At 66.8% G+C, this 17556-nt stretch carries 18 protein-coding genes; 6 read left to right on the top strand and 12 right to left on the bottom strand.

Features of this window, described 5'->3' with window-relative positions; translation table 11 throughout:
• The first annotated feature begins 205 nt into the window (after nt 1–205).
• Both AC1HFH_RS13300 and AC1HFH_RS13295 read left to right on the top strand, forming a co-directional pair.
• On the top strand, nt 206–499 hold the full coding sequence (locus AC1HFH_RS13300) for a putative quinol monooxygenase (RefSeq protein ID WP_480243073.1): 294 nt from the start codon (nt 206–208) through the stop codon (nt 497–499).
• A 50-nt stretch (nt 500–549) separates the two neighbouring features.
• Nucleotides 550–1656, top strand: coding sequence for a lactonase family protein (locus AC1HFH_RS13295; protein WP_480243072.1), 1107 nt, complete (start codon nt 550–552; stop codon nt 1654–1656).
• Between the two features lie 90 nt (nt 1657–1746).
• Here AC1HFH_RS13295 and AC1HFH_RS13290 read toward each other — a convergent pair whose 3' ends face one another.
• Both AC1HFH_RS13290 and AC1HFH_RS13285 read right to left on the bottom strand, forming a co-directional pair.
• Nucleotides 1747–1941, bottom strand: coding sequence for a hypothetical protein (locus AC1HFH_RS13290; RefSeq protein ID WP_480243071.1), 195 nt, complete (start codon nt 1939–1941; stop codon nt 1747–1749).
• Nucleotides 1938–2153, bottom strand: coding sequence for a dienelactone hydrolase family protein (locus tag AC1HFH_RS13285; protein ID WP_480243070.1), 216 nt, complete (start codon nt 2151–2153; stop codon nt 1938–1940). Before AC1HFH_RS13285 ends, AC1HFH_RS13290 begins: the two co-directional genes overlap by 4 nt.
• A 331-nt stretch (nt 2154–2484) precedes the next feature.
• On the opposite strand from AC1HFH_RS13285, the gene AC1HFH_RS13280 reads away from it, so the two are divergent.
• Entirely contained in the window at nt 2485–3714 is a 1230-nt protein-coding gene (locus AC1HFH_RS13280) for a CaiB/BaiF CoA transferase family protein (protein WP_480243069.1), read from the top strand.
• A gap of 102 nt (nt 3715–3816) precedes the next feature.
• Here the strand turns inward: AC1HFH_RS13280 and AC1HFH_RS13275 are convergent, their stop codons facing one another.
• The 7 genes from AC1HFH_RS13275 to AC1HFH_RS13245 form a co-directional block, all read right to left on the bottom strand.
• Nucleotides 3817–4098: a hypothetical protein gene (locus AC1HFH_RS13275; protein WP_480243068.1), complete on the bottom strand. Its 282-nt coding sequence runs from the start codon at nt 4096–4098 to the stop codon at nt 3817–3819.
• A gap of 140 nt (nt 4099–4238) precedes the next feature.
• Entirely contained in the window at nt 4239–5393 is a 1155-nt protein-coding gene (locus AC1HFH_RS13270; RefSeq protein WP_480243067.1) for a CaiB/BaiF CoA transferase family protein, read from the bottom strand.
• Entirely contained in the window at nt 5386–6564 is a 1179-nt protein-coding gene (locus AC1HFH_RS13265; RefSeq protein ID WP_480243066.1) for a CaiB/BaiF CoA transferase family protein, read from the bottom strand. Before AC1HFH_RS13265 ends, AC1HFH_RS13270 begins: the two co-directional genes overlap by 8 nt.
• Before the next feature lie 9 nt (nt 6565–6573).
• Nucleotides 6574–6993 (bottom strand): Zn-ribbon domain-containing OB-fold protein, encoded by a 420-nt coding sequence (locus tag AC1HFH_RS13260; protein WP_480243065.1) that lies wholly within the window; start codon nt 6991–6993, stop codon nt 6574–6576.
• Nucleotides 6994–7011: 18 nt separating this feature from the next.
• Complete coding sequence (locus tag AC1HFH_RS13255; RefSeq protein WP_480243064.1) at nt 7012–8217, bottom strand: thiolase family protein; 1206 nt, start codon at nt 8215–8217, stop codon at nt 7012–7014.
• Between the two features lie 4 nt (nt 8218–8221).
• Entirely contained in the window at nt 8222–8725 is a 504-nt protein-coding gene (locus tag AC1HFH_RS13250) for a MaoC family dehydratase (RefSeq protein ID WP_480243063.1), read from the bottom strand.
• A gap of 36 nt (nt 8726–8761) precedes the next feature.
• Nucleotides 8762–9919: an acyl-CoA dehydrogenase family protein gene (locus tag AC1HFH_RS13245; RefSeq protein WP_480243062.1), complete on the bottom strand. Its 1158-nt coding sequence runs from the start codon at nt 9917–9919 to the stop codon at nt 8762–8764.
• A gap of 319 nt (nt 9920–10238) precedes the next feature.
• Between AC1HFH_RS13245 and AC1HFH_RS13240 the strand changes: the two genes are divergently transcribed.
• The 3 genes from AC1HFH_RS13240 to AC1HFH_RS13230 all read left to right on the top strand — a co-directional run bounded on the left by AC1HFH_RS13240 (nt 10239) and on the right by AC1HFH_RS13230 (nt 14170).
• Nucleotides 10239–11591: a phenylacetate--CoA ligase family protein gene (locus AC1HFH_RS13240; protein ID WP_480243061.1), complete on the top strand. Its 1353-nt coding sequence runs from the start codon at nt 10239–10241 to the stop codon at nt 11589–11591.
• Between the two features lie 87 nt (nt 11592–11678).
• Nucleotides 11679–12632, top strand: coding sequence for a LysR family transcriptional regulator (locus AC1HFH_RS13235; protein ID WP_480243060.1), 954 nt, complete (start codon nt 11679–11681; stop codon nt 12630–12632).
• A gap of 254 nt (nt 12633–12886) precedes the next feature.
• Nucleotides 12887–14170, top strand: a complete 1284-nt coding sequence (locus AC1HFH_RS13230) for an MFS transporter (protein ID WP_480243059.1) — start codon at nt 12887–12889, stop codon at nt 14168–14170.
• Between the two features lie 114 nt (nt 14171–14284).
• Here AC1HFH_RS13230 and AC1HFH_RS13225 read toward each other — a convergent pair whose 3' ends face one another.
• From AC1HFH_RS13225 to AC1HFH_RS13215, 3 genes are all read right to left on the bottom strand, one after another.
• The gene (locus tag AC1HFH_RS13225) at nt 14285–15469 is read right to left on the bottom strand and encodes a lactonase family protein (protein WP_480243058.1); all 1185 of its coding nucleotides are present in this window, start codon (nt 15467–15469) and stop codon (nt 14285–14287) included.
• A gap of 197 nt (nt 15470–15666) precedes the next feature.
• Nucleotides 15667–16341 carry an MspA family porin gene (locus AC1HFH_RS13220; protein WP_480243057.1) on the bottom strand — a complete coding sequence of 225 codons (675 nt, stop codon included), beginning with the start codon at nt 16339–16341 and terminating at the stop codon, nt 15667–15669.
• A gap of 65 nt (nt 16342–16406) precedes the next feature.
• Complete coding sequence (locus tag AC1HFH_RS13215; protein ID WP_480243056.1) at nt 16407–17081, bottom strand: MspA family porin; 675 nt, start codon at nt 17079–17081, stop codon at nt 16407–16409.
• Nucleotides 17082–17556: the final 475 nt, after the last annotated feature.

Here is a 17556-nt window from a genome sequence, read left to right as displayed (position 1 = left end):
CCGGTGCCGATCGGCGGCCCGGTTTCCGGTGTCGGGCCGGCTTCGCCCACTCCGAAACCTTGGGCGCGCACACTCTTCACCCGACTCGAATCACCGATTTCCGAAACGTCAATTGGCATCGGATGTGATGTAGGTTACGGTCGTCTCGTTCGCTGCTGCCGAATTCCGCCGAACAATCCCATTCCTTGACAGGAGTCCGAATTCCATGGCTATTCAGGTGACAATCGACATGTCGGCCCGAGAGGGCCGGTTCGATGATCTGCGCGAGTGGTTCGTCAAGAACCTGCCGGGCACCCGCAGCTTCCCCGGCAACATCAGCGTCGAGGTCGCGCGGAATCAGGATGAGCCCACCCGCATCCTGTTCGTCGAGAAGTGGGACAAGCGTTCGGATTTCGAGGCCTACCTCGCGTGGCGCCACGAGTCCGGTGTGATCGCCGAACTCCTCGAGATGCTCGACGGCGAAATCACCTTCCGCTACCACGATTTCCTGGGCGTCTGACGAGAACGGTGACGACATTCGTAGGACCCCGTGCGGGCTTTCGCGCCAGGATGTTCCGGAGACCGGCCGCCGCGCTGGCGGCACTACTCCTCGGCGCCGGTTGGGCGGCAGGCGCCGCAGCCGCGGCGCCCGGCCAGGACTCCGAGTTCCTGCTGATGGGCGGCACCGCGACCGGCAATGTCGCGGTCATGCGCATCGCCGACAACGGCGGATTGTCCCCCGTCGGTGCCTCACCATTCGGCGCGGGGCCGGGGGTCCTGTCGGTGGCCGCGGCACCGGACAGCCGCAATGTCTACGTCACCCAGGTGGGTGCGCAACGCGTCACCGGCTATCACCTCGACAACAACGGCACGGCACATCCGATCCCGGGCGGCGAGGTCTCGTTCAGCGGTGGCCCCGTGGTGACATCGATTGTGACGCCCGACGGACGATTCCTGTTCATCGGTGCGGGCGGGTCTCCCGGGCGGCTCAGCACATACGCGGTCTCGTCCGCCGGCGCACTGACCTTCCAGCGCGAGATCACAGTCGACGGATTCGCCGTGTTCCCGATGGTCACCGTCGACCCGCACGGTCGCTACCTGCACTTCACCAGCGCTGCAGATGCGAAGATCCACAGTTACGCCATCGGTCCCGACGGTGAGCTGACCGCCCTCGGTGCCCCGGTGTCCGGCGGGAGACTGCCGGTCAATCCGGGCTACTCCCCCGACGGCCGGTTCATGTACGTGAGCAACGAGCAAGGCAGCAATGTCTCGGGTTTCGTCATCGGTGACGACGGCCGACTGACACCCACCCCCGGTTCGCCCTATCCCACCGGCGGAATGCCGCACGCGGCCGAGGTGACTTCCGATGGCCGCTTCGTCTACGTTCCCGAGGTCGCCGGCGGGGCGGTTGCCGGCTTCTCGATCGGTTCCGACGGGGCACTGACACCGCTCCCCGGCTCACCGTTCAGGGCGCCTGCGGGGTCCTTCCCCGGGTTGGTGAAACTCAGCGACGACGAGCGCCACCTCTACGTCGCCGACTGTCTACCCGCGACGGTGACGACGAAGATCCATGTCTTCGACGTCAACGGCGACGGCACTTTGAGCCGCTCCGCGCTGCCGTCCGTCGATACCGGAACCATCTTCGGTGACGGACCGATCCTGGTGAAGACACCCTGATCGATTAACACACGTCTGCCCCGCACCGGGGATTGCCCGTGCAGGGCAGACGTCTGTGTGAACGGTGACCGGGATCAGCCGGCCAGACCCTTACCGAAGAACTCGTCGAGCTTTTCCCACGGCGGGGGTGACGTACCGGTCCAGGTCGTAGAGGTCGATGTGGCTGGCGCCGTCGACCACGAACAGTTCCTTCGGCTCGGCGGCCTCGGCGATGACCTCCTCGCTGAAGTAGGCGGTGTCGGCCTGGGAGCCGACGATCATCAGCAGCGGACGCGGCGAGATCATGGCGATCTTGGCGTAGGCGTCGAACTGGGCGATGCGGTATAGGCGGCGTCGAACACGAGCGCGGCGTAGCCCTTGTCGGCCAGGCGCTGCGCGTAGACGCTGGCGGTCTGCTCCTTGACACCGCCGCCGGGGTGCGACACCACCACGGCGGGCAGGCGCTCGCCGGCGCGGTTGTCGGGGGTGAAACAGGATGCCCGCCAGGCGCAGGCCATTGCTCGGGAAGGTGACGCTTGTGCGCATCGGGCACGATCCTTTCGATGATCTGTTCCGGCTCGAAGCCGATGTGATGGCGTTCTCTCCGGCAGAATCGGCCGACAACGGGAAAGATTCTTCCCAATAACCCTCGGCCCAGTAATAGCCCCTGTCGCCCGGCGATTCGACCATCGCGAATTCCCGCTTCGGAACATGTCACTGGGTTCGAGCAGTTCAGCGACCTACGATGAGGACAACCGGTGACCGGGCCTCGGGTTCTCCCGGCACGATTCACGATCGCTGCCGGTGAGCTGCCCCGGCCGTGTTCCCCCATCACGAAAAGAGACGAACATGACCGGACCGCTCGACGGCGTGCGCATCCTCGACCTCACCTCGAACTTCATGGGCCCGTTCGCGACCTTGCTGCTGGCCGACATGGGCGCCGATGTCGTGAAGATCGAGTCGACGGCCGGCGACACCACCCGTGGTGTCGGTCCACGCCGCAATCCCGGTATGGGCGCGATCTTCTTGCATCTCAATCGCAACAAGCGCAGCGTTGTGCTCGATCTCAAGTCCGCCGACGGCAACGCCGCACTCCACCGTATGTCGGCCTCGGCGGATGTGCTGCTCTACAGTCTGCGGCCGAAGTCGATGGCACGCCTCGGCTTGGCCTACGAGCAGGTCCGTGAGCGCAATCCACACCTGATCTATTGCGGCGCTTTCGGTTTCGGACAGAACGGCCCCTACGCGGACCGGCCCGCCTACGACGACCTGATCCAGGCCGCCGCCGGCATGCCGGTCCTGCAGAGCCGCAAAACCGGTGAGCCGACCTATATCGCCACCGCGATCGCCGACCGCGTCGTCGGCATGGCCGCGGCCAACGCCATCACCACCGCCCTCTACCGCCGCGAACGCTCGGGACGCGGCCAGGAGGTGCAGGTCCCGATGTTCGAGACATTCGCCCAGTTCGCCATGGGTGACCACCTCTACGGTCACACCTTCATCCCGTCGATCGGCACCTCCGGTTACGCCCGGATGATGAACGCCGACCGCCGCCCGTACCGCACCCTCGACGGCTACCTCGGCGTCAACGTCTACAACGACAAGCACTGGCACCGATTCTTCGTCCTGGCCGGCAGGCCCGAGATGGCCCAGGACCCCCGTTTCGCCGATATCGGTGGCCGCACCGAGAACATCGGGCTGCTCTACCGCTTCCTCGCCGAAGTACTCGAAACGAAGACGACGGCCGAGTGGGTACAGATCCTCGCCGAAGCCGACATCCCCGCCATCGAGATGAACACCCCCGAAACCCTCCTCGACGATCCGCACATGAATGACGTCGGGTTCTTCATCGAGGAGGAGCACCCGACCGAGGGCCTCCTGCGATCATTGGGAATCCCGCAGCGGTGGAGCGATGACGCCCCCGAATTGCGTTACCCCGCACCGAGGCTCGGAGAGCACTCGGTACAGGTCCTGAGCGAGTATGGGTTCGGCAACGACGAGATCGAGCACTTGGTGGCGGCGGGTGCGGCGTACACGCCGGAGACACTGCGCGCCCGATCGGCGTCGGTGACCGAGTGAGTGTAGGGATGGAACGAGCGCGGGCCCTGGCAGGAATCAACGCCGGTTTACATCGGCCCCATGCCCGGCCGGATGATCCGGCCGGGCATTCGTCGATTCAGCTCACCTCGACACGCGGGCCGCCGCGCGCCGCGCCTCGGTCGCCGCCACGTCGACCCGCAGGCTTTCCGGGTCCCAGTGTGGATCGCCCGTGATCACGACACCGAACTCGCGTTCGGCGCCATCGATGGTCGTGTAGCCGTCGCGAACGTCGAGCTCGACTCGCTCCGGGTCGAGGTCGAGTGGGTCACCCCAGCCGCCGCCATTGGTCAGATACCGCCAGGTCGCGTCTCGGCGAGTGCTCCTCACCGGGGTCTGCCCGAATTGGAAGTACTCCCCAGCCACATCGGGCACCTGGGTGCGGGGGCCGAAGGTGCCTGCGACCGCCGCCTCGGCGTAGGCCTAGTCGTCGGTGACGTCCAAGTCACGCAGCACGAGGACTGGGCGGAAATCCGCCCAGCCCTTGTCGTTTCGGCACGCTGCAGTCAGCCGATCGCGCCCCGTTCTCGCAGGGTGGTGATTTCGGCCGGGGTGAATCCCCAGTCGCTCAGTACCCCATCGGTGTGCTCACCGGGTTCGGCCGGCGGTCGCTGGATCGCACCGGGGGTACGGCTGAAGCGTGGCGCGGGAGCGGGCTGGACGACTCCCTCGACATCGACGAAGGTGCCGCGCGCCCGCAGGTGTGGGTTGCTCGGTGCCTCGGTGAGCGAGAGCACCGGAGTCAGGCAGGCCTCCTGGCCGGCTGCGAGAGCACACCATTCGTCGCGGGTCCTGGTGCGGAACACGGCAGCGAACCTTTCCCGCATCGCGGGCCAGTGCGATTTGTCGTGCTGGCCGGGCAGCTCCGCTTCGTCGATACCCATGACCCGCAGCAGATTGCGCCAGAAGCGGGATTCGTTGGCGCCCACACTGATCCATCCGCCATCGACGGTTTCGTAGACGTTGTACCAGGGTGCGCCCGAGTCGAGCCGGTTCACGCCGCGCTCGTCACTCCAGTAACCCGCGGCGAACAGGCCGTAGAACAGCGTCATGAGCGATGCCGAGCCGTCGACCATGGCAGCGTCGACGACCTGCCCCCGGCCCGACGAACGACTCTCCAGCAGAGCGGAGACCACCCCCAGCGCCAGGTACAGCGATCCACCGCCGAAGTCACCCGCCAGGTTGAGCGGGATGACGGGCGGTTCACCCGCGCGGCCCACCGAATGCAGCACCCCGGTCAACGAGATGTAGTTGAGGTCGTGTCCGGGGTCACGCGCGAGCGGCCCGTGCTGGCCCCACCCGGTCATCCGGCCATACACCAGCGCCGGATTCACAGCCATACATTCCTCGGGGCCGAGGCCGAGTTTCTCCGCGACCCCGGGCCGAAACCCCTCGAGCACCACATGAGCCTCGCCGACGAGCCGCAACACGGCCTCGACCGCAGCGGGCTTCTTCAGATCGAACACGGCGCTGCGCCTGCCCCGATTGAGCAGGTTGAACTTCGCGTCTACCGATGCGCCGCCGTCGTAACCCGGCGGCCGGTCCAACCGGATGACATCGGCGCCCAGGTCCGACAGCAGCATCGCGGCGAAGGGTGTCGGTCCGACCCCGCCGAGTTCGACGATGCGGATGCCCGTCAGCGGGCCACTGCCGTCAGCCATCGCTGTTACCGTCGGTGCCACGTCGCTGTCCGAGAACACCGCGCAACCGCTCGTCGGCGCCGCCGACATCCTGCGCGGCAGGCAAGGGGGGTGGTCGTTTGCCGTCGAAGGACAGCGGCAGTCCGACGACCCCGATCTCGTCCCCGGTGGGCGCACCGATGATGCCGAGCGCCTTGGTCTGCTCGTGGGCCACCATCTCGGCCGTCGTCTGCACGGGCGCCACGGGAACACCGAAGTCCTGCAACCGTTTCTGCCAGTGCTCGCGCGAGTGCTCCGCCAGCCGGTCTCCGATCGAGCGGTCGATCTCGGCGCGGTTGGCCAGCCGAGCGGTGTTCGTCGCGAACCGGTCGTCGCTCGCCCATTCGGGTCGGTCCAGCGCCTGGCTCAGGCGAGCGAACAGCCCGTCGTTGCCGCAGCTGATGATCAGATCACCGTCGGCGGCCGAGTAGGCGCGGTGCGGGACGATGAACGCGACACCTGAGCCGTGGCGTTCACCGGGGGCGCCGTCGGCGTGGTAGCCCGCGACGCCGATCGACATCCATGCGATCGCCGTTTCCAGCAGCGAGGCGTTCACCGCGGCACCGTCCAGTTTGGATCGGCGCCGATGGAGTGCGGCGAGGATGCCGATGGCCGCCCACATTCCGGTGCCGAAGTCGATGATCGACACTCCCGCGCGGACCGGTGGGCCGGCGTGTTCGCCGGTGATGCTCATGATGCCGGAGAACGCCTGCATCAGCGGGTCGTAGCCGGGCAGGCTGTTCATCGGCCCGTCGTGCCCGAACGCGCCGACCTCGCAATGCACGAGTTCGGGTTTGGTGACCCGGAGGCTTTCGGCGTCCAGACCATACTTCGCGGCGGAGCCTGGTCGCAGATTGTGCAGGAACACGTCGGCGCGTTCGGCGATCAATTGGTGCAGCAGCGCGAGCTGTTCGCGGTCCTTGATGTCGAGACTGATGGACTGTTTGCCGCGGTTGAGCGCGTGGAACGCCGCGCCGCTGCCTTTCCACATGCTCGGACCCCACCCGCGCGATGAATCACCGGTCGGTCGTTCGACTTTCCATACCTCGGCCCCGAGTTCGGCCAGGATCTTGCCGGTGAACGGCGCCGAGGCGCTGTCGCCGAGTTCGACCACGACGATTCCGGACAGCGGAAGTTCGCTCTGCTGGTTCATGACGTACCTCTATCCGGGCTTCGCGGCGGTGAAGACGGGGATGGTCTGAGCACCGCGTTCGACGAACCGGACGGTGACGTCCTGATCGATCGCGATGACCTCGGGGTCACCTTCGATCTGGGCGAAGAGCATGTAGCCCTCGGCCATCTGCACGAACCCGACCGTGTAGGGCGTGATCGACGCCCATACCGGCGTCGGGCCACGCATCACCGTGCTGAAGGAGTAGACCGTGCCGCGCCCGGTCGACTCCGCCCAGTTCAGTGCGGACGATGCACAGTAGGGGCAATACGAATGCGCGGGCCAGACGGCTTCGGCACAGTCGGCGCAGCGTTGAAAGGTCAGGCGCTGCTCGTCCAGCGCCGCCCAGTAGGGTGCGGCATCGAGCAACCGGTACGGCTGCGGCCAGTCGTTGGGTGTGGTCTCGCTCATGTTCGTCTCCGATTCCGCTCAGGCCGCCAGTACCAGGACGCTGCCCGCCGCCAGCATGCCGCCCGCCCCTTGGACCAGCGCGGTCTCCGGCTTGTGGGTGGGCACCAGCCCCAGCGCCTGCCCGCGCAGCTGGCGCACGGTCTCGATGAGGGTGTCCATGTTGCAGGAGATGCCGGGCTGGCCGAAGGACAGCCAGCCGCCGTTGGTGTCGGTCGGTAGGTCGCCGTCGGTGCCGGTGCGGCCCTCGCGATAGACGTCGATGCCCCGGCCCTTCTTCGCGAAGCCCAAGTCCTCCATGACGATCGGGCCCATGTGCGCGAAGTTCACCGACATCTGGATCATGTCGATATCGGAGGGGCCGAGTCCGGCCATCGCATAGGCCTGCCTGGCCGCTTCGATGGTGGCGGTATGGGTCAGGTTGGGCAGGGTGCCGAAGTCGGCGAACTTGCATGTGCGCATGTTCATCCGGTCCGACAGGTACTCGTGCGTGGTGGCCGATCCGTACCCGTGCAGGTAGACCGGCTGCTGATGGGGACGCACATTGTCGGGCGCGGTGACGACCAGCGCGCCGCCGGTGCCACCACCCCAGGTCGAACACATCCACCGGCGCAGCGGCGTCGCCACGTACGGCGAGGCGAGCACGGTGGCGACATCGATCTCGCCGTGCTTGGCCTTGGCCGCGTGCGGATGACGGGCACCCCAGCGCTGATTGGCGACGGCGACCTCGGCCAGATCGGCTTCGGTGATGCCGAATTCGTGGAAGTACCGGCGGGCGGCCTGGGCGTAGAGGGACGGGATCGTGGGTCCGTAGATCACCTCGTACTGCGGATCCGCATCGGCCTCGGCACCCATGGCCACGGCATCCACGAACAACTCCGTCGCATCGCTCTGCAGGCAGAGCACGTACTCGGCAGTGCCCGCGGCGATCATCTGTGACGCCTGCGCGAGCGTGGCGGTGAGGCCGGCGCCGTGCAGGGTGAGCTCACTGGTGAACGCCAGCGGCATCTGCATATGCGAGGCGAAGATATTGCTCCACTGCGAACGCTTGTCGGCCCACGGGGAACGACCGGTGAACAGCGCGTCCACCTGGTTCTTCGTGATCCCCGCGTCGGCCAGTGCGGCCACCGTGGCTTCGGCCGCCAGCTGCAGGGGATCCTTGCGATTGTCGCGCGTGGCATAGGCATCGCCCATGCCGACGATCGCGGCGACGGGTTGTGCGCTCATGGTTTCAGCCCCGCACCTTTTCGGTCGGCAGCGAGGCGCCGACGAGTTCGTCCAGGTCCGCGCGTTTGCGCAGCATGAGCAGGCTCCACTCGCTGCGCTGCACCACGTCACCGTGCTGGTTGAGCGCCTTCATCAGGAAGGTGACGACGCCGAACTTCTCGTCCTTGTCCTTTTTGCCGATCACCTCGGCGGTGACGTAGATGGTGTCGTTGATCAGTACCGGCTTCAGGTAGCGCAGGTTGTCGATACCGTAGTTCGCCTGGATGGACGGCCCGAACTGGATCAGGCCGGTCATCAGGGAGTAGGTCAGCGAGCCCTGTACCAGGCGCTCGCCGAAGCGGGTCTGCGCGGCGTAGTGGATATTGGAGTGGATCTCGATCCAGTTACCGGTCAGCGCGCAGTAGTTCACCACGTCGGCTTCGGTGATGGTGCGCCCGCCGGAGCGGAATACCGTGCCGACCTCGATTTCGTCGAGCGGCATATCGATGCGGTTGTTGATGGTGGCCATCGGTGGTCCTCCTGGAAACTCGTGCGGAATTGCGGATCACGCGCCGGACGGCAGGCGCATCGACTTCGCGATGATGGTGCGCTGGATCTGCGAGGTGCCACCGCCGATGGTGGACTGCACGCTCTCACGCAGGTAGCGCTCCATATCGGCCTCGGGCAGGTTGGCGTAGCCACCGAGAATCTGCATCCCGTCGAGGGCGCACTGCTTCAGGGTCTCCGAGCCGGACAGCTTCGCCATGGAGGTCTCACGCGGGGCAGGAAGGCCGGCGGCCTTCATCTTCGCCGCGCGATAGCAGAGCAGCCGGGCCGCATCCACGCGGGTCTGGTTCTCGGCCAGCATGTGCTTGAGCACCTGGAACTCGTAGATCGGCTTGCCGAACTGGACGCGCTCGTGTGCATATTTGTTGGCCGCGTGCACCGCCTGCTGGGCATTGCCGACGTAGGCCGCCGCGACCGCACAGCGCTCCAGTTCCAGGTGCTCGGTGATGATCTGCCAGCCCTGACCGACCTCGCCCAGCAGCGCGTCGGCGGGCACCCGGACCTCGTCGAGGAAGATCTCGGTGGTGCCCGTGGCATGCCGCGACAGGGTCGGCAGCTTGCGGATGTCCAGGCCCGGGGTGTCGTTGGGAATCAACAGCACCGACAGGCCACCGTGCTTGTCCTCGGTGTCGGTGCGTACCAGCATGGCGATGACGGTGTCCTTCGCGGCGGCGCCCGAGCACCACAGCTTCTGCCCCGAAACGACCCAGTCACCGTTCTCGTCGCGGCGGGCACGGGTCTTGGTGTTGGAGGCGTCGGAACCGGCGTCGGGCTCGGAGATCGACACCGAGAACCGGATCGAACCGTCGATGAACGCCTTGACGTAGCGCGCCTTCTGCGCGTCGGTGCCGTACTTCAGGATGTTCATGGCGGTGAAGGTGGGCACCAGCACCGAGCAGGCGAAGTCGAAACCGAATTTGCCCAGGCCCTCGGCCATCAGCGAGTAGTCGAAGATGTCACCGCCCGAGCCGCCGTCGGCTTCGTCGATGAGGATACCCAGCCAGCCCTGCGCGGCGATCTTCTCGTATGCCTCGTACGGGTATTCCCGGTTCATATCGCAGTGCCGGACGTACTCGACGGTGATCTCCTCGTCCATGAATTTGTTCACGACGTCGAGCCAGGCCGCCTGCGACTCGTCCAGAAAATTGGAATTCATGCGTGTACTCCATTGATTGATTCTTCGCGATACTCGGCGGACGGCAGGGGCCGGGCCGGGCCGGTACGCCCGGTCACCGCGTGTGCCATGCCGGGCAGAACACGATGGTGACCTGGTGCGATACCGGGTCGCCGGGACGGGAGAACCGGCGACATTTCGAGATTGCCGCACCACAGGACGGATATCAAGTGATCGATAGTGAAGCACCGATTCACCGATTGCGAATTGAATCATCGAAGCGGCCGATCTATGGTCGAGATAATTCCGCCGGACATCGAGATTGCTCCGGTGACGGCGAATCGGCCATTCAGGAGTGATGATGCGAAATATTCCGTTCTCGGCGCGGCACTGGAGCGCAGTCGAGTCGCTGCCGGCCGTGCAGGCCCGCCGCGTGCAGGATGAACGGCTGCGGGAGCAGCTCGCCTACCTGGCCGACAGCAGCGCCTTCTATCGAAGCAAGTTCGCCGAACACGGCGTCGACGTCGATGCGGTCACCACGGTCGCCGACCTCGCGGGCCTGCCGTTCACCGAGAAGCAGGAGCTGCGCGACAGCCTGGCCGCCCACCCTCCGCTGGGCGCGCACGTCGCCGCCGAGCGCGCCGATATCGTCCAGGTGCAGGCGTCCTCGGGAACGACCGGCTCGCCGTCCTATGTCGGGTTGACCGAACCCGATATCCGTACCTGGTGCGAACTCGGCGCCCGAGCGCTGTACGCCAATGGATTCCGGCCGGGTGACCGGGTGCTGCACGGCTTCGGCATGAGCAAGGGTTTCGTCGGCGGCCTGCCGATCATCCAGATCCTGCAGTACATGGGCGTGGTCGACATCCCCATCGGCGCCGAAGCCGGTGCCGAGCGGCTGCTGCGGGTTCAGGCCGATCAGCGCCCCGAGGGCCTCGTCGGCACACCGTACTTCCTGATCCACCTCGCCGAGCAGGCGCCGCAGATCGTCGGCCGTACCGCCGACGAGCTGGGCGTGCGCTCGATCAGCGTCGGCGGTGAGCCCGGCGGCGGACTGCCCGCCGTCCGCGAGAAGCTCGAAACACTCTGGGGCGCCACGTCCCGGGAGATGCTGGGCGGCACCGACATCGCCTGCACCTACTGGGGCGAGTGCGAAGCAGGCGAGGGCATGCACTTCCTCTCGCCCGATCTGATGGTCGCCGAGTTGATCGACCCCGAGACCGGCGAGCAGGTCGATCCGGTCGCCGGCGCCCAAGGCGAGCTCGTCTACACCGCCCTGCGCCGGCAGGCCTCACCACTGCTGCGCTTCCGGACGCGCGACCACGTGGTGGTCACCGGCACCGACTGCGCCTGCGGCCGGACCGGATACAAGGTGTGCTGTGTGGGCCGAACCGACGACATGCTGATCGTGCGCGGAATCAACCTGTTCCCCTCGGCGGTGAAGGAGCTCGTCACCGAACTCGCCCCTGCGACGACCGGCGAGATGCGGATCCGCGCGGACTTCGAGGGACACTCCACGCAGAAGCCGCTCCCGCTCGTGGTGGAATACGGCCGACATTTGAGCGACCAGGAGCGTGCCGAGCTGCGCACCACGATCGAACATCGAGTGCGTTCGGCGCTCAATGTCAAGACGATCGTCGACCTGGTTCCCGACGGCACACTGAAACGACCCGACCACGTGAAGGTCGCCCTGGTCGAACGCGTCGACTCCTGACCGACCCGAACCCACCTCAACGTCCATGCACAATATATTCTGCGGTATGATGTGGGTCACCGGCCGCCGCACGATCGCGAAGGTGAGATGACCGCATTCAACCGCCTGCACCTGATCCGCCAGATCGACCTGTTCACGCTGCGGCTTTTCCTTTCGGCGATCGACGAGGGGCAGATCGGACTGGCCGCGATCCGAGAGAACATCGCCGCGTCCACCGCCACGAAACGCATCCAGGTGCTGGAGAACATCGCCGGTGTCGAATTGCTCGTCCGCACCCCGAAGGGTGTTGCCCCCAGCCCCGCCGGCGCGATCCTGGCTCGGCACGCGCGCCGGATCTTCGACAGCCTCGACGACATGCGATCGGAGTTCACCTCACTCACCGAGGGCGTGCAGGGCGAGCTCCGGGTCGTATCGGCCCGCTCGGTGATCGTGCCCTTCCTCGCCCGCGAACTCGGCGAGTTCAACCGCGAGTACCCGCTGGTGGACCTGATCGTGCACGAGGTGGAAAACTCCGACATCGTGCCGGAGGTCGCCCGCGGCGAAGCCGATCTCGGCGTCTTCGCCTCCGCCTACGGCCTGGACCTCGACGGTGTCGACGTCACCCCGTATCGCCGTGACCGGCTGGTGGTGGTGACCCCGCTCGGCCACCCGCTGGCCGAGCGGGACGCGGCCACCATCCGGGATCTGCTCCCGGAGAAACTCATCGCGCCGCGGGCACTCGTCGGCGCGCTGCGCGCTGCCGCCCAGCGGGCCGGCGAAGAGTACGAACCCGTCCACGTGCTGCGCAGCGGCGGCACGGCGATCAGTCTCGTACACGCCGGGCTCGGCGTCACCGTGCAGCCCGAATGCCTGGTCGGGTACGAGTGGTCGGGCCGAGTGGCGGTACTCGACCTCGACGAGCCATGGGCCGAGCGCCGCATCCACCTGGCCACCCCGCGCGGGCGCGAATACAGTCCCGCCACCAAGTTGTTCGTCGAGCACCTGCTCGCCGGGGCCGCCACGGGAGGCGAAGACACGCTCGGGCTCACCGCCGATTCCTGAGCGCGCTCGAAAGAAGCAATTCACCCATTTTCACGCATTAAATATTATGCGTCGTTACGATCGGATCAGCGGCCGATGCAGTAGCCGCAAGCGCCCGGCGTCACGCCCTCATCGGCGTAGGAACACGCCCACACGGTCACCCTTCGAGTGACCGGGCTGTCCGTCCCGAACCGCCACTCCCCTTCGAACCCGACGTGAACCCGCCCGCAGCGGGTCCCGGGGAGCGCGCCCTTCACCCGAGCAAGAGAGATCCGATGAATTCACCGACGACATGGGCCACCAGAATCGGTATGCGCCCCGCCCAGATCGCTGTGGTCCTGTTCTGCGCCTTCCTGAACATGCTGGACGGCTACGACATCCTGGTCATGGGCTTCGCGATGCCACATCTACCGGAGGGGTTCGCGTCGAACGCCCAGAAGGGCTACCTGGTGAGCGCCGCACTGGCCGGTATGGCGGTCGGTGCGATCGGCCTCGCCCGCTTCGCCGATGTCTACGGGCGGCGGCGCATTCTGCTGGTCGGCCTGTCGGTAAACACGGTAGGGCTGGCAGCCTCGGCACTGTCCACGAACTTCGAATCGCTGCTGTTCACGCGCTTCGTCACCGGTATTGCGATCGGCACGATCAGCGTGGTGATCATCGTGTTGGGCCAGGAGAGCGCCCCGGAGAACCGCCGCAGTGTCGCCTTGGGCATCGTGATGATCGGGTACCCGATCGGCACCATGCTCGCGGGCTTCGCCGGCGCCGGACTCGCCGCCTGGGTCGGCGGCGCCTGGCAGGGAATGTTCTGGATCGGCGCGGCACTCGGCGGGGTGTCGCTGGTGATCACCGCCGCATTTCTCCGGGAGTCCGGCGACTATCTTGTCCGCCGGACCGAAGCGCAGCGGGTGCAGCAGCAGGCTCCCGCGTCCACGACATGGCTGCTGGGTCAGGAGCTGCGTGTGCGAACGCTGCTGCTGGCCGGTGGCTACTCGATGTTGACGGCCGCCTACTACTTCATCGGGACGTGGACGCCCCAGCTGATCTCGGATGCCAGCGGTGACACCGGCAACGGCGCACGGGCCGGGATCATGCTCGGACTGGGTGCGGTCATCGGCGGAACCGTCTACGGCGCAGTCGGGCTGAGGTTCCCCGGCGCCCGCATCGCCGCGGCGACTGCGGCGATTGCCGCAGCCGCCATCGCGGTGTTCGCAGTGACGTTGCAGGGGCCCGTCGCGCTGGCGATGGCGGTCGTGCTCGGTGCCGCGACCTTCGCCGCGCTCACCGGATACACCGCGACATCCAATGCGGTCTACCCGGTACTCGCGCGGGCCAAGGGGTACGGCGCCATGATGGGTGTCGGCCGGGCCGGTGCGATTCTGTCACCGATCATCGCCGGGTACGCGTTGAGCGTGCTGACGCCGCGGACAATGTACCTCGCGGTCATCGTTCCCCTCACGATCGCGGCGATCACGGCGGTGGCCCTGATGCGCATCAGCCGCAGGGTCGGCGCCGGCACACCCCCCGTGCGGGACATCGAGGCCACGATCACCGACTCGTGAGTCACGGACGACATCAGGACCTGCCCTGACCGGGATCGGCTACGAGCCGCATGATCTCCGAAACCACCGAGGGCCCGGCCGGGATACCGGCCGGGCCCTCGAACGTCCTCCTGATTACCCCCGCGGAACGAGCGTCATGGTCCGGCCGTCCGCGACGGTCGTGCCGGTGTAGATCGCGGTCGACTCGTCCAGGTCGAGCACACCGTCCGGCCCGATCGCGAAGCGGCGCAGGAGCTCCTCACCGCCGCGTGCAGGATCGGTACCCAACGCCCACAGGGTCTTTCCGCTCGGCGACATCGCCGACGACTCCGCGAACGTGCCCGGCTTCTCCGGGGCGAAATCCACATTCGGCAGCGCAGTCAGCGCACCGTCCGCCTCGATCCGATAGGAGCTGATGAAGCTCGAACCCATATTCGGCACATACAGATAGCGGCCGTCGGGGGTGATGCTCGGCACGTGCGGCAGCAGGCCGGTGGGGTACGGCGAGCCCGCCATCTCGGTCAGCGTGCCGTCGGGGGCCCGATGGAATGCGGACAGGTCGGCGGTCAGTTCATTGATCACGTACACCGCGCGACCATCCGGAGTGGCTACCGGAAAGATCGGATTCATCCCGGTTTCCAGGCGCTGTCCGGCCTCGGACAGCGTGCCGTCGGCACGGATGTCGAAGTGCAGCAGCCGCTGGGGCAGCAGGGACGCCGCGAACAGGCTGGTGCCGTCCGGGGACACCGACATCGACGAGATGCCGTCCAACGGCTCACCGAACGGAACTGCCGGGCCGTTCGGGGTCGGCGTTCCGTCGCTTCCGATCCGCACCGGCACCACCTGTGCATTCGCCAGACCGACGGCCACATACGCATAGTTGCCGTTCGGCGCGAAAGCGATATCGACCGGGACGTCGGGCAGTGGCATGGACGGCCCAGGGGTCAGTTCGCCCTCGGCGCCGATGGCGTAGGTGCGCAGCCGCTGCTCGGACCCCGGTGCCACCCACAGGAATCGACCGTCGGGGGTGGCGGCCTGCGGCCAGTTCAGCAGGCCCGAATCCACCCGGCCCGGAATGGGCATCGGCTGCCCGGTGTCGGAGGCGCTGTACCCGGCGATGCCGTTGCTGAGGAAGCCGTGTGCGTAGATGAAGTAGTCGGCGGGTTCCGCGGCTGCCGGTTGCGCCACTGCGAAGCCCGGCAGGACGGCCGCCGCGAGAGCCAGGATCCAGCCCGCCCTGCGGCGTGCCCGGCCCGCCCTGGGAGTGATCACCGGGTGCGGCATTCCCGGTTCACCTGTCGTCATTGAATCAGATGCCATCATCGGACCGTACGATCCGGTGCCGTGGTCGGACTGTCCATGATCTGGACACTTATCCGGCTTCGTGCGCTCCTTTCCGGGCGAGCGGTAGCGACCGCAGCGCGGCGTGATCCGCGTCCGGCACGGTCCCTCCGCCCGGGAACGCCGGGAGAACACCGGCCTCCCGGCACATCGCCCGGAAAGGGAGTGTCGCCGGCTCAGCCGAGACTGAAGGGCTGACCCCACAGAGTCACGGCGGTGACCCCGAAATCACCCCGGACTTTGACGATCGCGAAGGACCGCGCCTGGGCATACCCGGCGCAACCGTTCACCGCGATGGTGGTGTCGGCCCAGGACACGCTGCCGGAGCCACCGGTGAAACCGTTGTTGCTGGAGTGGGTCTCCTCACCGTAGGCATTCGGAACCTCGCGATCGAGGATCATGTGCCGCGCGGTCTGCCCCGGCCCCAGAGTGAGGTTGGCATTACCGCCGGCGCCGGCCGAGGTCTTCTCCCCGTCCCAGCTCGAGCTGCCCTGCACAGTGCCGCCACCGCCACCACCGGCGATGTTGACCTGGCACCCCACGATGTACCCGGGGGCGATCTTGGTTTTGACATCCTCGGAACCGGGACCCGCCAGGTCCACCTGGGCGCTGCCCGTGACCCAGGTGTTGCGATGCAGGGGCGTGCCGCCCAGGGACGGGCTGATCGTGGCCGACTCCCCGACGATGCGGACGGTCAGCTGGGTGCCATTGGGCAGGGTCCGGGTGAGTTCGCCACCCGGCAGCGGAATGAAGGTGTCGGCATGCGCGGCACCGGTGGACAACAGGCCGACCGCCGCCGCCGTCGCGGCGCCGAGCCCGGCCAGGCGTGACAGATTCTTGCGGTTGAACATGATGGAGTCCCTCTGTGAGGTGGAATCGCCTTCAGCGAATGGAGAATTGGATCTGACCGGCGGCATCAGCCGATGCTGAACGGCTGCCCGTAGAGGGTCGTCTTCGAGTAGTGGTCGCCGATGATCTCCAGGTTCGTGTACGCCCGCGCCTGCGCATAGCCCGCACAACCCTGGACCTCCATCTCGATGTCCTGGTAGTCGATCGTGTACAGGCCGGGCTTCTCGATATCCACCTTCTCCACCGCAACCCATTTCACCTCGCCCGGGCCGAGTTTCAGCCCGATCGAGCCACCCGCATCCACACCGTTCGTGCTGAATCCCGCGGAGGCACCCGCCGAGATCGCGTCGTCGGCGATGCTGACCTGGCAACCGACGATGTATCCGTGGTTGACCTGCGACGCACCGTGCGTCGAGGAGTTGTTGCTACCGTCGCGGCCACTCGGCCCGACGTGCTCGGCCGCCTCGACCTCCGGGGTGGCGGTGACATCGGCGACCACCTGGCCCGACACCCATACGACCCGGCCCGCGCCATTGGCGGCCAGCGACGGCGAGATCAGCGCACTCTCCCCGGTCCGGGTGATCGTGCCACCCGGACCCGCCTTGTGACCGTCCGGCAACGGCACAAAGGTATCCGCATTCGCCGCACCCGGCGCGAAGAAGCCGGCGGCCGCGACCGCGGCCGCCGCCACACCGGCGGTCCGGAAACCGAGGCCGGACCCGGCCATCTGGTGAACCCTCATCTGTTCTCCCACTCTCTGATATCGCCATGTCGGCACGTCCGACCGACAAGACCGCCGGAAGTGATCCACACCACCCAACGGTGTTACGCATCATATATAATGTGCAACCAAAGGCAAGCGTCCAGCTAACGAAGATCGTCAACCGGCAATGACCCCCTCGGCGCCCACCATCTCCTCCAACACTGCCGGCATCCAGTCATCGATCAGGCTCGAGAAGGCCGCTGTACCGACCGGACATGCGACCGCGAGGCCGGGGAGGATCGACCGGACTCGAGATCGATCGAAACCCATCGCGGAACTGGGCAGTGACTCAGCACACAAACTGATAAACTATTTTATATACAATCACTGCCGGTGTGTACGGCACGCCCCGGTCGGTCACCGACGAGGGTGCCTGCCCTGATCATGCCGCCGACTGCGCCACCCCCGTCCCGAACTCCGCCGCAGAGGCGACCGCCTCGGCAACCCGCACAGA

Source organism: Nocardia sp. KT25-26 (assembly GCF_056627695.1).
Note: the sequence above shows the minus strand (reverse complement) of the source record. Positions and strands in the feature narration are given on the sequence as shown.